19 protein-coding genes are annotated in these 19,894 nt (G+C 52.7%); 5 read left to right on the forward strand and 14 right to left on the reverse strand.

The genetic code is table 11. From position 1 onward, the window contains the following. Positions 1-62: 62 nt before the first annotated feature. From ACH50O_RS10305 to ettA, 7 genes are all read right to left on the reverse strand, one after another. Positions 63-1,358 (reverse strand): adenylosuccinate synthase, encoded by a 1,296-nt coding sequence (locus ACH50O_RS10305; protein ID WP_446811928.1) that lies wholly within the window; start codon positions 1,356-1,358, stop codon positions 63-65. Between the two features lie 11 nt (positions 1,359-1,369). Then, positions 1,370-2,563: an ATP phosphoribosyltransferase regulatory subunit gene (locus ACH50O_RS10310; protein ID WP_446811929.1), complete on the reverse strand. Its 1,194-nt coding sequence runs from the start codon at positions 2,561-2,563 to the stop codon at positions 1,370-1,372. Positions 2,564-2,635: 72 nt separating this feature from the next. Next, positions 2,636-3,490 (reverse strand): protease modulator HflC, encoded by an 855-nt coding sequence (gene hflC, locus ACH50O_RS10315; protein WP_446811930.1) that lies wholly within the window; start codon positions 3,488-3,490, stop codon positions 2,636-2,638. A gap of 1 nt (position 3,491) precedes the next feature. Beyond that, positions 3,492-4,685, reverse strand: a complete 1,194-nt coding sequence (gene hflK / locus ACH50O_RS10320; RefSeq protein WP_446811931.1) for an FtsH protease activity modulator HflK — start codon at positions 4,683-4,685, stop codon at positions 3,492-3,494. Between the two features lie 170 nt (positions 4,686-4,855). Then, positions 4,856-6,121, reverse strand: coding sequence for a ribosome rescue GTPase HflX (gene hflX, locus ACH50O_RS10325; protein WP_446811932.1), 1,266 nt, complete (start codon positions 6,119-6,121; stop codon positions 4,856-4,858). An 11-nt stretch (positions 6,122-6,132) separates the two neighbouring features. Beyond that, positions 6,133-6,375, reverse strand: a complete 243-nt coding sequence (gene hfq / locus ACH50O_RS10330) for an RNA chaperone Hfq (protein ID WP_192373921.1) — start codon at positions 6,373-6,375, stop codon at positions 6,133-6,135. A 191-nt stretch (positions 6,376-6,566) separates the two neighbouring features. Continuing rightward, entirely contained in the window at positions 6,567-8,231 is a 1,665-nt protein-coding gene (gene ettA, locus ACH50O_RS10335) for an energy-dependent translational throttle protein EttA (RefSeq protein ID WP_446811933.1), read from the reverse strand. A gap of 94 nt (positions 8,232-8,325) precedes the next feature. Here ettA and ACH50O_RS10340 point away from each other — a divergent pair, with 94 nt between their 5' ends. Genes ACH50O_RS10340 through ACH50O_RS10360 form a run of 5 tightly spaced genes read left to right on the forward strand, consistent with a single transcriptional unit; the run spans position 8,326 to position 11,559 of the window. Beyond that, entirely contained in the window at positions 8,326-9,027 is a 702-nt protein-coding gene (locus tag ACH50O_RS10340) for a TatD family hydrolase (RefSeq protein WP_446811934.1), read from the forward strand. Then, complete coding sequence (locus tag ACH50O_RS10345; RefSeq protein WP_446811935.1) at positions 9,020-9,775, forward strand: tRNA threonylcarbamoyladenosine dehydratase; 756 nt, start codon at positions 9,020-9,022, stop codon at positions 9,773-9,775. Before ACH50O_RS10340 ends, ACH50O_RS10345 begins: the two co-directional genes overlap by 8 nt. Continuing rightward, positions 9,768-10,169: a hypothetical protein gene (locus ACH50O_RS10350; RefSeq protein ID WP_446811936.1), complete on the forward strand. Its 402-nt coding sequence runs from the start codon at positions 9,768-9,770 to the stop codon at positions 10,167-10,169. The genes ACH50O_RS10345 and ACH50O_RS10350 overlap by 8 nt, the downstream gene beginning before the upstream one ends. Positions 10,170-10,225: 56 nt before the next feature. After that, positions 10,226-11,143, forward strand: a complete 918-nt coding sequence (locus ACH50O_RS10355) for an SAM-dependent methyltransferase (protein WP_446811937.1) — start codon at positions 10,226-10,228, stop codon at positions 11,141-11,143. Between the two features lie 5 nt (positions 11,144-11,148). Next, positions 11,149-11,559, forward strand: coding sequence for a hypothetical protein (locus ACH50O_RS10360; RefSeq protein WP_446811938.1), 411 nt, complete (start codon positions 11,149-11,151; stop codon positions 11,557-11,559). Between the two features lie 17 nt (positions 11,560-11,576). Here ACH50O_RS10360 and ACH50O_RS10365 read toward each other — a convergent pair whose 3' ends face one another. The 7 genes from ACH50O_RS10365 to ACH50O_RS10395 form a co-directional block, all read right to left on the reverse strand. Then, positions 11,577-12,722, reverse strand: a complete 1,146-nt coding sequence (locus ACH50O_RS10365) for a carboxynorspermidine decarboxylase (protein ID WP_446812135.1) — start codon at positions 12,720-12,722, stop codon at positions 11,577-11,579. 2 nt (positions 12,723-12,724) lie between these two features. Further along, positions 12,725-13,318, reverse strand: a complete 594-nt coding sequence (locus ACH50O_RS10370; protein WP_446811939.1) for a 5-formyltetrahydrofolate cyclo-ligase — start codon at positions 13,316-13,318, stop codon at positions 12,725-12,727. After that, positions 13,311-14,249, reverse strand: coding sequence for a tRNA (adenosine(37)-N6)-dimethylallyltransferase MiaA (gene miaA, locus ACH50O_RS10375; protein WP_446811940.1), 939 nt, complete (start codon positions 14,247-14,249; stop codon positions 13,311-13,313). Before miaA ends, ACH50O_RS10370 begins: the two co-directional genes overlap by 8 nt. Further along, a complete protein-coding gene (mutL, locus tag ACH50O_RS10380; protein WP_446811941.1) occupies positions 14,250-16,130 on the reverse strand; it encodes a DNA mismatch repair endonuclease MutL in 1,881 nt (626 codons plus the stop codon). It lies immediately after the preceding gene. Positions 16,131-16,399: 269 nt separating this feature from the next. Beyond that, positions 16,400-17,920, reverse strand: a complete 1,521-nt coding sequence (locus tag ACH50O_RS10385) for an N-acetylmuramoyl-L-alanine amidase (protein ID WP_446811942.1) — start codon at positions 17,918-17,920, stop codon at positions 16,400-16,402. A gap of 35 nt (positions 17,921-17,955) precedes the next feature. Then, entirely contained in the window at positions 17,956-18,426 is a 471-nt protein-coding gene (tsaE, locus tag ACH50O_RS10390; protein WP_446811943.1) for a tRNA (adenosine(37)-N6)-threonylcarbamoyltransferase complex ATPase subunit type 1 TsaE, read from the reverse strand. Continuing rightward, positions 18,426-19,889: an NAD(P)H-hydrate dehydratase gene (locus tag ACH50O_RS10395; RefSeq protein WP_446811944.1), complete on the reverse strand. Its 1,464-nt coding sequence runs from the start codon at positions 19,887-19,889 to the stop codon at positions 18,426-18,428. The genes tsaE and ACH50O_RS10395 overlap by 1 nt, the downstream gene beginning before the upstream one ends. Positions 19,890-19,894 lie beyond the last annotated feature (5 nt).

Here is a 19,894-nt window from a genome sequence, read left to right on the forward strand (position 1 = left end):
AGCCGCTGAATACATTCATCGAATATATTCAGCGTTTAAAATTAGCGTGTATTACTTAAGCGTTAAGCCTGGAACGGATTTTCCAAGACTATGGTTTCGTTCCGGTCCGGGCCGGTAGACAAAATGGTTACTTTTACGCCAACCAATTGCTCGATCCGGGCAATATAGGCTTTGGCGTTTTCCGGCAATTGCGCAAAATCGGTAACGCCGGCCGTCGTCCCTCTCCAACCGGGCATTTCCTCGATCACAGCCTCGCAAGCAGCGTATTGATCCGCTCCCAGCGGTGCGGTTTCAGTAATTTGGCCGTTAATTTTATAAGCAGTACAGATACCGATTTTATCCAGCCCGTCCAGCACATCGAGCTTGGTCAGGCAGATACCGCTTAGGCTATTGAGCTGAGCCGATTTACGCATAGATACCGCGTCGAACCAACCGCAACGGCGTTTACGACCGGTGGTGGCGCCAAACTCGTGACCAATCACCCCTAGGTGCTCACCGTAGTTATCCAGCAATTCAGTCGGGAACGGGCCGTTACCCACTCGGGTCGAATAGGCTTTGGTAATACCCAATACATAATCCAGCGCCAAAGGCCCGACGCCAGTGCCGGTAGCTGCGCCGCCCGCAGTAGTATTGGATGAGGTTACATACGGATAAGTACCGTGGTCAATATCCAACAACGCGCCTTGCGCTCCCTCGAACAATACGTTATGTCCTTGATTTTGGTGAGAGTATATCGCCTCCCCAACATCGGTCAGCATAGGTTTGATGATCTCGCCCAAGCGCAAGGTATTCGCCAGCACCTCGTCATAATCGACGGGCTCGGCGTGATAATAATTGACCAACATGAAGTTGTGATAGTCGATCAGCTCTTTTAAGCGCGCGGCAAATTCTTCGCGGTTACGCAAATCGCCGGCTCGCAAACCGCGTCTAGCGACCTTATCTTCATAAGCCGGCCCAATGCCGCGACCAGTAGTACCGATAGCTTTACTGCCACGGGCTTTTTCGCGGGCCTGATCAATAGCAACGTGTATTGGCAGAATCAATGCGCAAGCTTCGCTGATTTGCAATCTATGCCGGACCGGCACGCCGGATTTTTCCAGAATCTCGATTTCCTTCAATAGCGCTTCTGGACAAAGCACTACACCATTGCCGATCATGCACTGAACACCTTCCCGCAAGACGCCTGAAGGGATCAAATGCAGCACGGTTTTTTCACCGTTAATCACCAAGGTATGGCCGGCGTTATGACCGCCTTGAAAACGCACCACGGCAGCAGCTTGTTCGGTTAAAAGATCGACCAGTTTACCTTTACCTTCATCGCCCCATTGCGTGCCGATAACAACAACATTCTTACCCATATTTACTAACCTTAAACTAGTGGTTTAACGACCCAGCGTTGATTGAGTTTTTCTAAAACAGCATTGCAGCCCAGTTGTTCGGCGCCGCCCTGTTGCTCCGGCAGCCGCTGAATGACGGTCAAGCCTTGCGCGCGCAAATCCCTGATTCTCTCCCGCAAATCGGCGTCCTCGGCAATCGGCGCAAACACGACTTGTGCCGGCTCGTCACCATCGACATTGAACATCGCAGCCAAAGTTTTTAAGTCGGCACTGAAACCCGTGGCGGCACGCGCGCGACCGAATACCTTGCCAACGTTATCGTAACGGCCGCCACGGGCAATTTCTTTACCCAGCGCCGGCACAAACGCGGCAAACACCATGCCGGTGTGATAGTGATAACCGCGTAACTCGGCCAAATCAAAACTGATCGTTAATGTCGGAAAATCGCGGCGCAATTTATCCGCAATGCCTTGCAAATCGGCCAGGGCCGTGGAGATCCCTTCCGCACCATCAAAACCGCTTAACAAGGTTTTGGCCTTATCAAGTACGTCGATACCACCGTTCAGTTTCGGCAGAGCATTAAAAATGTCTTTGTAATACTGATCTATAGCAAACTCGGCCAACAACTCCGCCAGTTCGGTTTTGGCCTTACGCTGCAAAACGTCAAATAACTCGCCTTCCTGCTGTGAATTAAGGCCGGCTCGTTTGGCCAAAGTTCGATAGATACCGACATGCCCCAAATCCAGATGTACATTTTCCAGACCGGTGATTGCCAGCATTTCCAGCATCAGCTGAATCACTTCATAATCACTCTCCAAACCGGCGTGACCGTATAATTCCGCGCCAATCTGCATCGGGCTGCGGCTTTTTTCCAGGGGGTCGCCCAGGGTGTGCAGCACAGTACCGGCATAGCACAGCCGAGTCGGCCATTCATGTTGCAGATGATGTGCATCGATTCTGGCCACTTGCGGTGTCATGTCCGCCCGTACACCTAACATTTCGCCACTTAACTGATCAGTAAGTTTGAAAGTCTGCAGCTCCAAATCATGACCGGAACCGATCAATAAAGAGTGCAGGAAATCTACAAACGGCGGAATGACCAATTGATAACCCCAACAGGCAAAAGTATCCAGCAGCTTTCTCCGCAACTTCTCCAGGTGCGCAGCCTGTTCCGGCAATACTTCACTAATACCTTCCGGCAATAGCCAGGTGTCTTTTCTTTGCATTTTTGTCTGTCTCAAACACAGCAAACGCCCCGCATGGCGGGGCGTTTGCCTATACATAATCCAAATGGGGGGTTATTTCTGATTCTTGAAATATTTGAAGAAATCGGAATTCGGTTCCAGCACCATGATGTTGCCGGACTTGCCCAGACTTTCCTTATAAGCAATCAGGCTGCGGTAGAAAGCAAAGAAATCGCTGTCCTCGCTGTACGCTTTAGCAAAAATATCGGCAGCCTTCGCATCGCCTTCGCCGCGCATTACTTCGGAATCGCGGTAAGCATTGGCCAAAATAATTTCGCGTTGCTTATCGGCATCGGCGCGAATCCGCTCGGCGGCTTCCGAACCTTGAGAACGAAACTCCCGAGCAACCCTGGCCCGTTCCGCTTCCATACGTTGATATACCGAGGTACTGACTTCGCTAGGCAAATCGATACGTTTTACTTGCACGTCGACAATAGTGATACCCAGTTTTGCGGCATGCGGCGACACATTGGTAATCAGCGCATCGCGAATCGCACTGCGATCCGTGGAAACCAGTTGTTTAATTTCACGCTTACTGAATTCGCTACGCGCGGAATCCTTGATGATTTGATCGAGACGAATATTGGCCTGATTCACATCACCGGCAACGGTGGTATAAAAGGTTTTAACATCGCCAATGCGCCATTTCACAAAAGAATCGACGATAACGTTTTTCTTTTCGGCAGTTAAAAAACGTTCCGGCGTCGAGTCCATGGTCAGGATACGCGCATCGAACTTCTTGACGTTATTGATGAACGGCAACTTAAAATGCATGCCGGGCTGAAAATCCGCACCGACAATCTCACCTAATTGAAATTTTATGACCCGCTCGGTCTCGGCGACGGTAAATACCGACATCGACAGCAAGACCACTACTGCGCCAACGGCGACTAGAATCTTATTTCCCATCTTAGCGTCCTCTCACATCGCGTTCGCGGCTTGACGCGCGCGTATCGGTTTTAATTTCTTTCACGGGCGGCGACGGCAAAGAAACCGGTTCATGACTGACTACCGGCGCAGGCGACGATTCTTCGGCCACTTTGTTCGTAAGTTTCTCCAGTGGCAGATACATAATGTTATTACCGCCTTTCACATCAACCAATACATTGTTGGAACGGCCCAACACCAATTCCATCGCTTCGATGTACATGCGCTGCTTGGTTACCGCGGGGGCTTTTCTGTATTCGGTCAACAATTGCGAGAATCGACTGACATCGCCGTTAGCACGGGCAATGACTTTTTCTTTGTAACCTTCTGATTCTTGTACGATACGCGACGCAGCACCGCGTGCCTTGGGTACCACATCGTTGGAATAGGCTTCCGCTTCGTTAATCAAGCGTTGTTTGTCTTCTCTGGCTTTGATCGCATCCTCGAATGAACCTTGCACTTGTTCCGGCGGTTGAGCGTCTTGCAAGTTGACGCTGGTGATTAAGATACCGGTTTTGTATGCATCCATTACCGACTGAATTTCGGATTTGACAGCCAACACGATGTCGCTACGGCCTTCGGTTAGCACAAAATCCATGTCGCTGCGGCCGATTACTCCGCGCTGTACGCTTTCAGTGACTTGTTTCAACGTTGAGGCGGGATCGAGTACGTTAAAAGCATAGTCCTTGGCATCCTTGACTTGGTATTGGACAGCCAAACGCACGTCGACAATGTTTTCGTCCTTAGTCAGCATCATGGCTTCCTTAGGCACGGAACCCATACCCTGCCCGCCGCCGGAACGATACCCGACTTCGATAAACCGTTGTTGCTCGACGTTAATGACCAACACTTGCTCTACCGGCGCCGGCATATGCCAGTTCAAACCGGGTTGCGTGGTATTCACGTATGCGCCGAAACGAGTCACTACGCCGCGAGTACCTTCGTCGACCGTATAAAATCCGCTCAACCCCCAAAGAATTACAGCACCGGCAGCCAATAAACCGACACCTTTCATAGAAGGCCCGTTACTGGAACCGCCTTTGGAGCCGCCACCGAAGATACCGCCCAGCTTGTCCTGTAAAGAACGAATTACCTCGTCCAAATCGGGTGGATCATTCTTCTCATTACGACCACTCCAGGGGTCTTTTTTATCACCACCGGGCTCATTCCAAGACATACCAAACACTCCAATAATTGGATTTGAAAACTCTAAAAACTGCATCTTGCAGAAAACTACCCGCTCGAAGATTCGAGCCATAGACTTGTCTATCCGCAAAGGCGGCCATTCTATCGTAAATTAGCCATTTCCGAGCAAATAACTGGGTGATTGGCACGGCCACTACCCGATTAAACCGGTTCGTCTAGCTCGATATCCTTCAACAACCCCAAATGCTTTCTGTCGATTTCTATCGTCAATTCGCAATCGCCGCTGTCGTTATTTACTTCATTGATTATTTTCACAAAATTAAATAATTTAGCCTTTAAACCAACCTGTCCGGCAGGTAAAAAGCATTTCCGAATTACCTTGCTGCTAGCAAATAATTCAGACAAGGCTTGCTGCAACAAATCACAGCCTACCCCGTTTTGCGCGGAAATCCAGACACTGGCGGGTTTGCCGTCGGCATCGTAGTCAATATGCGGAGCAACATCCTCGAGCAAATCGATTTTGTTGAAAACCATCAGCTGCGGAATTTTAGCGGCATCGATATCGTTTAAGACCTGATTAACTTGATAAATCGTATCTTCACGATCTTCGGCGGCGGCATCGATTACGTGCAACAGCAGATCCGCTTCGCTGGCTTCCTGCAAAGTCGAACGAAAAGCCGCCACTAATTCATGCGGCAAATGCCGGATAAAACCGACGGTATCCGCCAGAATGATCTCCCCGCCATTACTGAGCGACAATTGCCGCAAGGTAGGATCTAAAGTGGCAAACAATTGATCGGCCGCATAAATACCGGCACCGGTTAAAGTATTAAACAACGTCGACTTACCGGCATTGGTATAGCCAACTAAGGACACGGTGGGAATTTCGGCCTTTTTACGTTTACTTCTGCCTTGATGACGCTGCTTTTCAACCTTCCCCAAGCGCTGTTGAATCTGTTTGATGCGTACCGCTAACAGACGTCTGTCAGTCTCCAGCTGCGTTTCGCCAGGTCCGCGCAAACCGATACCGCCCTTTTGCCGTTCCAAGTGCGTCCAGCCGCGAATCAAGCGAGTAGACAAATGCTTGAGCTGCGCCAGTTCCACCTGCAATTTACCTTCGAAGGTTTGCGCCCGCTGCGCAAAAATATCCAGAATCAGGCCATTGCGATCCACCACCCTGACTTCCAACGCTTTTTCCAGATTGCGCTCTTGGCTGGGGGTTAGCGGATGATTGACAATAACGATATTGGCTTCGTGCTGGATGATCGCCGACCGGATTTCTTCAACCTTGCCGGTACCAACGAAATATTTCGGATCGGGCCGATGACGGCTACCAGTTACTACGTGCGTGGGTTGGGCGCCTGCGGATTTGGTTAATTCTTTCAGCTCGTCGAGGTCTTCTTGACCAACTTGCAAATTGAGGTGAACGAGAATGGCTCGTTCACCCGCATCGGGACGTTCAAACAAAAATAAACCTCTTAGCTTTCATCGCTAACGTCGGGCTCACGGTGCATCGTGACATTTTTCCCGGGAACGATGGTGGATATGGCGTGCTTGTAAACCATTTGATTCACGGTGTTTTTCAGCATCACCACGTATTGGTCGAAAGAATCGACGCGGCCTTGCAGTTTGATACCGTTAACCAAAAAAATCGACACAGGCGTGTGCTCTTTTCTGAGGGCATTCAAAAAGTTGTCCTGCAAGTTTTGTGCTTTCGACATCCTATTTCTCCTTATTATTTTTCGGTGCGCTATTAATACATTACCCGCTACCCCCGCCAATTTCAACACGCGGGATGCGGATCAATAAAAAACTTTTAATGAGTTTGGGACTGGCCTGCGCTATTTCAAGTTCAATCCGATCTTTATTCGCAGGGCCGTTGCGAAAATAACAACGGCCGCTTAAGTTCAGCTTAGCCGATTTTTTTATATTTGAGACGATGCGGGTTATCGGCATCGATTCCCAAGCGGCGATGCCTATCGGCTTCGTAATCGGCATAGTTGCCTTCGAACCAGACCACTTCGCTATCGCCTTCGAATGCCAGCATATGCGTGGCGATACGGTCCAGGAACCAGCGATCATGCGAGATCACTACCGCGCAACCAGGGAACGCCAACAAAGCCTCTTCCAAGGCCCGCAAAGTTTCCACGTCCAAATCGTTGGTCGGTTCGTCGAGCAGCAGCACGTTGCCGCCGCTTTTCAACAGCTTGGCCAAATGCACGCGATTTCGTTCGCCGCCGGATAATTCGCCGATACGCTTTTGCTGATCCCCACCCTTAAAATTAAAGCGACCGATATAAGCCCGCGATGGCGTTTCGTATTTGCCGACTGTAATCATATCCAGGCCGTCGGAAATTTCTTCCCAAACTGTTTTATTGTTGTCCATGTCGTCGCGTAGTTGGTCCACATAAGCCATCTGCACGGTTTGGCCAAATTTGATGTCGCCAGAATCCGGTTTTTCAAAGCCGGCCATCATCCGAAACAGCGTGGTTTTACCGGCACCGTTAGGTCCAATAATACCGACAATGCCGCCCGGCGGCAGTTTGAAACTGAGGTTATTGATCAACAATCTGTCGCCGAAACCTTTATTGATGTTATCAACTTCGATGACCACATCGCCCAGACGCGGACCGGGTGGAATATAAATTTCCTGGGTCTCGTTACGTTTTTGCGTTTCGACCGACGACAATTCTTCAAAACGCGCCAGACGCGCCTTGCTCTTGGCATGACGGCCTTTTTGGTTTGAGCGCACCCACTCCAACTCGGCTTTCATGGCTTTTTGCCGAGAAGACTCTTGCTTCTCCTCCAACTCCAGGCGTTTTTCCTTCTGCTCTAGCCAGGACGAATAATTGCCTTCCCAAGGAATGCCCATCCCCCGGTCCAGCTCCAAAATCCAGCCGGCGACGTTGTCGAGGAAGTAGCGATCATGGGTGACCGCCACCACAGTACCGGGATAATCGTGCAGGAAGCGCTCCAGCCAGGCCACCGATTCGGCATCCAAGTGGTTGGTAGGTTCGTCCAGCAACAGCATGTCGGGCTTGGACAGCAACAAACGGCACAGCGCCACGCGGCGTTTTTCGCCTCCGGATAACTTAGTGACGTCGGCATCCCAATCCGGCAGACGCAAGGCATCGGCGGCGACTTCCAACGTACGATCCAGGTTGTGACCGTCGCAAGCGTTGATAATGTCTTCCAGCTTGGCCTGTTCGGCAGCGAGCGCATCGAAATCGGCGTCTGCATCGGCATAAGCGGCATAGACCGCATCCAATCTGACCAGCACATCTTTAATTTCCGCAACCGCTTCTTCGATATTACCGCGCACGGTTTTGTTTGGATCAAGTTGCGGCTCCTGCGGCAAATACCCGATCTTGGTACCTTTCAGCGGAATCGCCTCGCCTTCAATTTCCTTGTCGATGCCGGCCATGATGCGCAGCAGCGTGGATTTACCGGAACCGTTTAAACCCAGCACGCCGATTTTCGCGCCTGGAAAAAACGATAGAGAAATGTCCTTAAGAATATGCTTTTTGGGCGGTACGATCTTGCCGACCCGGTTCATCGAGAAAATATATTGCGCCATTGTTTTTCTGCTGAAGAAAATAAAATGGCATTATACCGTGCGATAACGGTTTTTTAAGGGTGTTAATTTTTATCGGGCAACAGGTGGCAAATCAATGAAAATTGAATCAGATCCAGAGGCGCTTAGCTTAGCCGATGCCTATATCGACATCCATTGCCACCAAACCCGTGCAAATCAGACCCTTGAAATAATCAGTATCGGCACTCAGGATATCGACCTCGTGGCAGCGCAAAAGGGTTTTTATAGTTTGGGCCTGCACCCCTGGTATCTCGACCGAGAAGACACGCAAACCGCTTTAATGAAAATTAGTGCCGCAAGCCAGGACCCCAAATTACTGGCAATCGGCGAATGCGGACTGGATAAAGCAATTGCTGCGCCTTTGCCGCTGCAAACCGCAGCATTTACCAGCCAAATCGATCTCGCCAAACAACTTGGCAAACCGCTGATCATCCATTGCGTACGCGCTTTTAACGAACTCATCCAAATTAAAAAATCCACGCCAAACGCCGAGACACCCTGGATCATTCACGGCTTTAACGGCAACCCCACATTGGCTGGGCAATTAATAGGACACGGCTTTTATCTGTCGTTTGGCGCCGCCTTGCTGCATCCTCGCAGTCATGCCGCGGAAGCCTTGCGGGGCACGCCAATTGATCGCTTGTTTCTGGAAACCGACGCCGCGAAGGTATCCATTGACGCAATATACGCCACTGCGGCTAAAATGCTCGGCCTAGACATCGCGACCTTGCGCCAACAAAGCCTAAGCAATTTCAAACGAGTATTTCTGAATGACTGATTTAAGCTGGCTCTCCCGTACCGAACTATTGATCGGCAAGCCGAAACTCGACAAACTGCAGCAATCTCATGTGCTGGTGGTCGGAATGGGCGGTGTGGGCTCGTTTGCGGCCGAATTTATTTGCCGGGCCGGCGTCGGCGAAATGACCATCGTCGATGGCGATGTGGTCGATCCCAGCAACCGTAACCGACAGCTGCCGGCACTATCCACGACGCACGGCCAGTCCAAGGCTGACATCATGGGCGAACGCTTATTGGCTATCAATCCGGATTTAAAACTGACCATCAAACACGAATTCATCACACCCGACACCGCCGACGAGCTATTGAGCCAGCATTATGACTATGTAGTCGACGCCATCGACAGCCTCACGCCGAAAATCACGTTAATCCGCGCGGCCAAGGCCCGCAACATGAAAATCGTCAGTTCGATGGGCGCTGGCGGCAAGATGGATCCGACCCATTTAAAAGTGGTGGATATTTCCAAAACCTATAACTGCCCGTTCGCGCAATTCATTCGCACACGGTTGCGCAAACACGGCATCAGCCGCGGCGTGAAGGTGGTGTTTTCGCCCGAAGTAGTCAACAAGGATTCGTTGATGTTTACCGACGGCAGCAATTATAAGAAATCGGCTTACGGCACGATTTCCTATTTGCCGGCGGCATTCGGCGGGGTTTGCGCCTCGGTGGTGATACGCAATTTGATTCACGATCCAGCCCATTCGACCCACAACAAACATCATGGCTAAATCACCCAGCCGTCCAGCGGATTCACTGTTGGTTAATCCGGGCAAAAGCTCGCGTTTGCAAGAGATGCGCCAGCGCGCGACCACGGCAAATCAGCCGGCACCCGCGCCTACTCAACCGACGTTCCGAGCGAAAGACGAAAACCTGAGTCCGGAGCTGACCTTGGCTAGGCAATTGATCGATCAGCGCTTAAGCGAAATTATGGCGGCACTACCGGTCGGCAAACAGCGAAGCCTATTTAAGATTCGCTTCGGTATGGAACCGGCGCAAATCAAGGCATTACCGATAAAACAGATATTTTCTTTGCTGGAAATCAATCACACGCAATTCAATAATCTCTCGGCTAACATGAAGCAAGTCGCCGATCTGAATTATAATGGCCGCCAATCTAACTAATCCGGCCGTTTACCTTGCCTTACGCTCAGCCGTCCCCTTCCTCGATTCCCGCTACAATGTACACCCTAGAACCCAATCAAGATTACCGCGACCAAAGCCTGCGCGATAACGCCGAACTATCCAGTACCGAACTGCAAGCCGATGCAGCTAAGCACTACGATGATTGTTACAACGACTACCTGGTAGCCTGGTGCAACCGCGACAATCTGGCCTTGCATTACGGTTATTGGGACGAAGGCAAGCCTTACGACCAACACCAAGCCCTGCTGAACAAAAATCAGGTTCTTTATAAAAAGGCCGGCATTCAAGCCGGCGATAAAGTGTTGGACGCCGGCTGTGGTATCGGCGGCAGCACGATCTGGATGGCAAAACAGCATGGCAACCGGGTAACCGGCATCACCATCAGCACCAAACAAGCCGACTATGCACGGCAACACGCCAAACGCCACGGCGTTGCGGAATTGGTCGATTTCGAAGTCGCTGACTTTTGTGCCACGCCATTTCCTGATGCATCGTTTGATGTAGTCTGGGCTTTGGAAAGCTCATGCCATGCATTGCATAAAGGCGAGTTTTTACGCGAAGCTTGGCGGGTATTGCGGCCAGGCGGGCGGGTTGTGGTCTGCGACGGCTTTGTATTGCAGCGGCAATTTAACGAACAGCAATGGCAGGCTGTCGTCACTTGCTTGAACGGTTGGGCCGTGCCGAATCTGTGCGCGCGCGACGAATTCAGCGGTTTGTTGGAACAACAAGGTTTTCAAGCCATCGTTTGCCACGACATCACCGCGCAAACCCAGGCCTCGGTCGAACATATGTACAAAGTAGCCAAACGCCTGAAACCGGTACAAACTATCAGCCACTGGCTGGGATTGCGTTCCAAGGCACAAACCGCCAACTATTTGGTCGGTCTGGCACAGCACCGGTTATTTACCGAAAAACTGACCGAATATTGCATATTTACTGCACAAAAGGCTTAAACAAGATGCCGATGGTTTTACCGCGTTTGAAGTTTCTGACACTGTTTACAATATTGGGCTGCGGCTTAAGCGGTTGCGCCAGCGTACCGGCCAATAGCCAGCACGATAGCTTTGCCGACTACGCCGAATCGGTGTTTCGCCACCAGAATGCCGTGCTGAGCCGGCTGATGATGCTGAACGAAGCCGATCAATTGCCGGACAACGACATATTCGAAAACACCGAACAAGCGATGCACGATGCTTGCCATTTGCTGAACGAATATGCCGAACGCGAAAGCGACGGCGAACACATGGGCTTGCGCTTTAAAGCCAAGGTACAAGCCAGCATCGAAGGCTGCGATGCCAGCATTCAAAAGATGGAAGCCTTAATGGCCGGCCTGGACCAATACCAAGCGCCGCCGCACGGGCACCCTTAGACGAACAACCGGTTTCATCAAAGCTTGTCGCCGCCGTTTACCCATTGCCGGCGATAATCATCAAACTCATAGCGTTTTAACAAGTTTACTTGACCCTGTTTTAAACCATAAACATCCGGCAAGTTGTAGCCGTTAAAGCGGTTGGCCTTGATCAAGGAATACGCGCCGACATCGGCGAATACCAGTTTGTCGCCCACTTCCGGAATTTGCTCGAATCGATATTCACCAAACAAATCGCCGGCCAGGCAGGTCGATCCCGCTAAAATTGCCGTACGCTCGCCTGCCTCATCTTCCTCCAACAAGCGCGGTTTGCGCTGATATTCGAACACTTCCGGATGATGATTGACCGAGGTATCCAATATCAATACCTCCTTGCCATCACTGACAAATCGATCCAGCACGGTGGTCAGCAAATAACCGGCGTTACCCATCACGGCCTTGCCAGGCTCCAAATACACCTCGACGCCGAACTCAACTCCGAGCCGTTTGATCAATTCTGTGATCTGCCCCTGATTGGCAATGCCGTGATACAAATATCCGCCGCCCAGATTCATCCATTTAAGTTGACTGCATTTCAAAATCGGCAGCAGTTTTTCCAGGGTTTGCTGCAACGGCGCGAAATCCAGGCAAGCGAACACAGTATGAAAATGCAGCCCTTCGATACCGTCAGGCACTCCGTTTTGCAATAGCGCTATATCCACACCCAGTTTGGAATGCGGCCGGCACGGGTCATAGCGTTGGTCGTTGGCAAACGACAGCTTGGGATTGACCCGCAAGCCTTTCGAATAGCCGTCGGCTAACGTATGCAACCGTTGAAATTGAGACAGCGAATTGAAACTGATATGGCTGCAAAGCTGGCCCAGCTCGTGGAATTCGTCGGAACGTATGCCGGGAGAGGTTAAATGGATGCTACCGCTTTCTGCCCCCAAAACTTCGTTCGCCAGCCGCGCTTCGAACAGGGAACTGACCGAAATGCCGTCCACTCTCCCAGACAACAGTTCCAGCAAAGACGCCAAGGGTAGCGCTTTCATCGAATATAAAATCTTGCAACCCGTTGCCTGACGTAAGGCCAACAAGGGTTGTAGATTGGCGAGCACTTGCTCTTCATTAAGCACAAAGGCCGGCGAACTTGGAATTTGCCGTTTCAACGCCGTGGGGTTCATAGTCAAGCGCGGCCCTTTCCAGGGTAAATCGCCCCTTCGGTAATAACAAAATCCATGTATACATCATGCGTATCCATCGCGACCCGCGGCAGCAATTGCGCTTCGTAGCACACCGCTGCCAACACCGTGTCGGGCCGCACTTTTCGCAACAAGCGGTCGTAATAGCCCGCGCCGTTACCCAAGCGCCCGCCTTGCTCGTCAAACGCCACACCTGGCACCACGATCACATCCAGCTCATCCGCGCAAACCTGTTTACCCTGCTCCAGCCAACGCTCGCGCGGCGGTTCCAGAATATTCCACATGCCAGGTTGTAATTCATCGAGCGTTTCTAAATGCCACAAACCCAGTTGTTTTTGACCCTCGGCATCGACCGAGCAATAAGGCACAACGATGCGTTTATCGCTATCCAGCTCGGCGACCACCGCTGACAGGGTGCGCACTTCGGAACGGCAATGCAGATACCACATCACCGTTCGCGCGGCTTGATACCAAGGCTGTGCAACAACACTACGACAGATTTCGACACTGACTTCATCCTTATCGGCCTGAGCGTTGCGGGCCGCGTAGGCGATCTGACGTTGTTCGGTTTTATTCATGGTTACGGCAGCATGCCAAAGCTTGCTCAAACAAGCCTTCAGAACCAGTGATCAGATGATGCGCATCCTGCTCCTTGCGCAACCAGGTAAACTGACGTTTGGCAAGTTGCCGGGTGGCGATGATGGCCTTGTCCCGCATCGTCTCGAAATCATATTCGCCGCTCAGATAGGACCAGGCTTGCCGGTAACCGACGCAGCGGATCGACGGCATGCTTTCATCCAAATCGCCGCGTTGCCATAAAGCCTGAACCTCTTCCAGAAAGCCTTGCGCCAACATCTGATCGAAACGCTCGGCAATCTTGTCGTGCAAGGTTTTACGATGTTCAGGCGCGACAATGAGTTTGATAAACCGGTAAGGCTGCTCGGCCTGCTGATCCGCATCAAAAAAGCTGGATAAGGGCCGGCCACTGATTTCATAAACTTCCAAGGCCCGTTGAATCCGTTGCGGATCGTTCACATGAATCCGCGCCGCCGCTTGCGGATCGACTTGCGCCAGGCGGGCATGCAAAACATCCTTACCCATTTGCTGCAATTCATCATCCAGCCGTTGCCGGATTTTCGTATCGGCTTCCGGCAATTGCGCCAAGCCCTGCGTCACGGCACTGAAGTACAGCATGGTGCCGCCGACCAGCAAGGGCAGCTTGCCGCGCGCCGTAATATCCGCCATCAATTCCAAAGCGCGGTTGCGGAATTGGCCGGTGGAAAACGCCTCGCGGGGATCGAGAATGTCGATTAAGTGATGCGGTACGCCCGCGCGTTCGGCTAGCGAGGGTTTGGCGGTGCCGATATCCATGCCTTTGTAAACCAAGGCCGAATCGACACTGATAATCTCGGCGTTCAAGGCTTGAGCCATCGCCACACCGAGCGCGGTCTTGCCGGATGCGGTCGGCCCCATCAACAGGATGGCCGAGGGTTTGTGTATTTCAGTCATTTATTGACCGCGCATGAAAAACCGGTCCAAATCCTGATGGCTCAGCGCCACCCAGGTCGGTCGGCCATGGTTGCATTGACCGATGCGCTCGGTCTGCTCCATATCACGCAACAACGCGTTCATTTCCTCGATGCTGAGTTTGCGCTTGGCGCGCACCGAGCTATGACAAGCCATGGTCGCTAAAATCGCGTTAATACTTTCCTGGGCTTTATGACTGACGCCGTGGGTGACCAGATCGGCCAGAATATCGCGCACCAACTGATCGACATCGGCTTTTGCCAGCAAGGCCGGCGTGGCTCTCAGCACGACGGTTTCCGGGCCGGAGCGGTTTATTTCAAAACCCAAACCCGTAAAAAATTCATGCTCTTGCTCGGCCAAGTCGGCCTCGGCGGCGGTGACTTGTAACTTGATAGGCAGCAGCAGGGGCTGGGAGACAATGGCCCGATTGTGATAATGCTGTTTCAAACGCTCATACGTCACCCGTTCATGGGCCGCGTGGGCATCGATCAAAATGATGCCGTTGGCGGTTTCGGCCAGGATGTAAATATTGTGAATATGCGCCAAGGCAAAACCCAAGGGCGGCATCGCCGAGTCGGTCGGTGCCTGTATCGGATTTGACCGGTCAGTTTGCGGATAAAGTTTGCCGTAAGCCTTGATTTGCTCAGCCACGTCGGACAAATTCGTTCGCTCGGGCTGATAGCGATAAGCGCCGAAGGCCTCCGGCGCGGTTCGCTGTTGCATGCTATCCAAACCCGTCTCAGGCAAGGCCAGCGGCAGGGAAGTTTGTTGATTCAACGGCGTTAGTAGTGGTGTTACCGAAGTTTGTGTTTCCGAAAAATCGGAGGCAGTTTCGATCTGCTGTGCCACTTGCGCCCCGCCGGGTCTCTGATCGGCCAAGCTGCGATGCAAAGCCTGAAATAGAAAGTCATGCACCATCCGCCCTTCCCTAAACCGCACTTCAAGTTTGGTTGGGTGAGCATTCACATCAACCAAGGCCGGATCGAGTTCCAGGAACAACACAAACACCGGATGCCGGCCATGATATAGTACGTCCTGATAAGCCTGCTTCACCGCATGGGCGACAAGCCTGTCCTTGATCAAGCGGCCATTGACGTAGAAAAACTGCATATCCTGCTGGCTGCGGGAAAAAGTCGGCAAGCCGACCCAGCCGTGTAGATGCAAACCGGACGCCGCAAAATCGATGTTCACGCTGTTCTCGACAAACGCCGAGCCACAAATCGCGGCGATGCGTTTTTCCTTCGCGGCCTGCGTTGCGGCGGGCTTGAGATTCAGTACTTCGCGCTGATTGTGATTCAACACAAAGCCCACATCGAAACGCGCCAGCGCCAACTTTTGGATCAGGCTCTCGATATGGGCAAACTCGGTCTTCTCGGCTTTTAAGAACTTGCGGCGGGCCGGCGTGTTGTAAAACAGATCGCGCACATCGACGGTGGTGCCGGGCGGATGCGGATCCGGTTGCGGATCGAAGTTTTGCTCGGTGCCGTCGGCGCTAACTTGCCAGGCGCATTGGGCATCGGCGGCGCGGGAAATCAAGGTCAAACGGGCCACCGAACTGATGCTAGGCAAGGCCTCGCCGCGAAAACCCATGCTGACCACATGCTCCAAATCGTCCAAGGAAGCAATCTTGCTGGTAGCATGCCGGGATAAGGCCAAAGCCAAGTCGTCTTTGACGATGCCGCAGCCGTTATCGCGAATTCTGATTTGCCGCGCCCCACCCTGCTCGACGTCGATTTGAATCTGGGTGGCGCCGGCATCGAAACAATTTTCCACCAGCTCTTTCACCACCGACGCCGGGCGCTCCACCACCTCGCCGGCAGCGATTTGATTGACTAATTGAGTAGGTAAAGCGTGAATCCGCATGGGCTGTGCTCGGGAAAAAGCGCGTATTTTAGCGGATGAAAATGAAACGGGGCGAAATGATTCAGCGAATTACAAAACTCTCCAAATCACCGAGAAATTGCTCCCTTGATGGACGACTGCACTGATGCAGCAGGTAGCGCAACGCAGGGGGTAGTTGCCGGGAGGATTGGGTAGATAAGAATTGATCGGTACCCTGTTTTGCCAGCTTCCCCCTTTCCTCTACGCCCTGCATGTACGCGGAAGAAGAAATATTGTGTGCTTCAGCCTGATTAGCTGTCTCGCGGAATCTGCAATACCTGGCCGACGCGTACATTGCCGTCGTTCATCGCATTCGCCATCCGCAAAGCCCGCATGCTTATCCCATATTGCTGGGCGATACCAGATAAAGTTTCACCGCGATTGATCACATGCTGGGTTGCCGCGTTGCTAGCCACCAAGGTCGGACTCGCATCCGCTTCTCTAACCGCCAGGACCGGTTTTTGCTCGACTTTCGACTTAACAACAGCCGGCGCACTGTCTTCTATATCGGCACTAGCCAGTTGCACGGCTTTGGATTTGCCGGAACGATTTAGCTGCGCCATCATCGTATCTGCCGGCGCGTATTGTTTAAAATGACCGACTATCCCACTAAACACCGCCGACGCCATTTTGTTTTGATAAGCCTTGGTGTTTAAGCGACGCTCTTCTTCCGGATTGGAGATAAACGCGGTTTCCACCAGAATCGACGGAATTTCTGCGGACTTCAACACCACAAACCCGGCTTTTTGCACTGCGCTTCTATGCAGATGGCCGACGCTTTTCACGCTTCTTAAAACCTTGTTGCCGACGTTCTGGCTGGCTTCTTTCGCCGCTTTATTGGATAAGTCCATCAACACCGAGGTCAAGGTATCGTCCCTGTCCTCCGCAGCGCCGCCATCCACCGCGTTTTCGCTGGCAGCCAACCACCCGGCGCCGGCACTGGACGCGCCGTTGCTGGCCAAGGTATAGACGGATGCGCCGTGCGCTTGGCTGTCGCTAAACGCATCGGCGTGGATGGACACGAACAAATCGGCTTTCGCGGCCCGGGCAATACGGCGGCGTTCGTTTAATTTCACAAAATAATCGCCGTCGCGAATCATCACCGCCTTCATGCCCGGCTGGCTGTTGACCATACCTTGCAGACTCTTGGCAATCGCAAATACCACGTCTTTTTCCTGTGTGCCGTTCGCACCCTGCGCTCCGACATCCTTACCACCGTGGCCGGCGTCGATCGCCACGACAATATGGCGGCCCTTGGCTTTGCCCGCGGCTTTAAGCACAGAGGGTTTGAGAACGGCTTCCTGTTTTTTGGCGGGGGCGGAGGGCTTTTCCGGCATGGCCGCCGCAGCCACCACTGCCGCTTTTTCAGGTTTGACAAGCACTACCGGTTCAGGCTGCGCCGACTTGGTCGCCAAATCGATTTGCAGGGATTTACCCACCAGCGCCACTTTGGCATCGGCTTCGGCTTTTAACTCCACCACCACACGCAAATCGCCGGTATTGCGCACCGCGCTCCGGGCGAAACCGAACAGCGGGTGATCGGCGGACGGTTGTGCAATCGCTTGCGACATTTTGGCATCGATAAAATCGACCACCAAACGGCTAGGATTTTTTAATACGAATGCCTTATGCCGCACCGCGCCCGGCAGATTAAACGCCACCTGATTCGACGCAGAATAGCTTACGGCACCCAGCTCGGTCTGGGCCGCAAACACCGAGAACGAAGGCAATAACATGCCCCATATCCAGAAAATTCGATAAATTTGCTGCATGACCCACTCGACCGCTAGTGACAATATTGTTGAGATTATAGCAGTAGGTCTTTGTTTTTCCAGTTTAGTTTTATGCCAAGCCCGGCGTTTTTAGCTAACATATTGATTTCAGCCGAACGTTGTTGTTGAAAATAATTCAACCTTACTTCCAGATCGGCCGCCGGCAGAAATCCCTCACCCATTTGCGGCCATTCGATGCAGCATAAAGCATCTTGATTCAGATAATCGTCCATCCCCATCCATTCCAGCTCTTCCGGGTCCTTGAGCCGATATAAATCGAAATGAAACAAGCGCCGGCCGTCGATTTCGTATTCTTCAACCAAGGTGTAGGTTGGGCTTTTTACCGCGCCTTGATGACCGGCGGCGCGCAACAAGCCGCGCACCAGCGTGGTCTTGCCGGCACCCAATTCACCGTACAAAAACAGCAGACATTTTTCCGGCAGTGCCTGCCAGAGCGCGGCACCCAGCGCTTCGGTGTCTTCGGGAGTTTCCAGCGTGATGTTCATTAATTCAATAATTTCCTAATTCGTTCCGACAAATCGCCGGCCAATAAGCCGCGCTCGCCAAATTCCGCCGCCAGACTGTCGGCCGCTTCGCCATGCACATAGACACTCAACCGGGTCGCCTGCTCCAAACTCAAACCTTGTGCCAGCAAACCGCCGATCAGGCCGGACAACACATCGCCCATACCCCCGCTAGCCATGCCGGGGTTGCCGGTGGTGCCGACATACACGGTTTCGCCACCGGTAATCAAAGTACCGGCGCCTTTCAACAAACAAGTGCCGCCGTATTGATTGTGCAAATCCGCCAACGCCGCAAAACGGTCTGCCGAGATGTGCCGGGTATTGCAGTCCAGCAAGCGCGCTGCTTCGCCCGGATGCGGCGTTAAAACCCAGTTTTCGCGCCGCGTCGGCTGCTCCGCCAGCAAATTCAACGCATCGGCATCGAGCACGCAGCGCTTATCGCTAGCCATTACCGTGCTAAACATTTCCCTGGCCCAATCGTCCTGTCCCAGTCCCGGCCCGATCACCGCCACGCTGGCTTTGCGCAGCAAGGCTTGCAAGCTTTCGCCGCATTCCACGCCGTGGCACATCAGCTCCGGCCGGCCGATGTTGATCAGCCCGCTATGCGCGGCGCGGGTGGCGATGCTAACTAAGCCGGCGCCGGAACGCAAGGCCGCCTCGCCGGCCAAGCGTATCGCCCCGGTATAACCCAAGTTGCCGCCGATCAACAATACGTGACCGAAATGGCCTTTGTGAGCAACCCGCGCGCGGCGCGGCAAATCGAGTTTATCCAGCAACAGCGCGAACGGCGGCATCGCCGCCAACACTGCCGCATCGATATCCAAGGTGTTGCAAATAATCTCGCCGCAATACTCGGGAGCCTCGCCGGTAAACAAGCCGCACTTCAAACCGATGAAGGTCACCGTCACATCGGCCTTGACCGCGCAACCCAATACCGAGCCGGTGTAGGCATGTAAACCGGACGGCACATCAACGGCAACCACCGGACAGCTCGAAGCATTGATAGCCGCAATGGCTAACGCAAAAGCTTCGCCTACATCACGACTCAAGCCGATACCGAACAAGGCATCGACTATGACCCCTTGCAGTTTGGATTGTCCGGCTTCGAAGTCGCTGACACTGCCACCAGCCTGTAAAAAATCTTGATAGGCACTCAGAGCATCACCCGGTAAACCTTGCGGATCGGTCAAGGCATAAACGGTTACCTGATAATCGGCTTGTAAGGCCCGCGTCGCAACATCGTAACCATCGCCGCCGTTATTGCCGGCGCCGCAAAACACTGTGATTGCCTGTTGTTCCGGCCAGCGCTGTCCTAACTGCTCGAATAGCGCGTAACCAGCCCGGCGCATCAATTCCCGGCCGGGAATTCCTAACTCGTCGATCGCATATCGTTCGGCTTCGCGGATTTGGGCGGTGCAGTAGAGTTTGATTGGGGGTATTTGCATGGCTT

The organism is Methylomonas sp. 2BW1-5-20 (assembly GCF_052474515.1).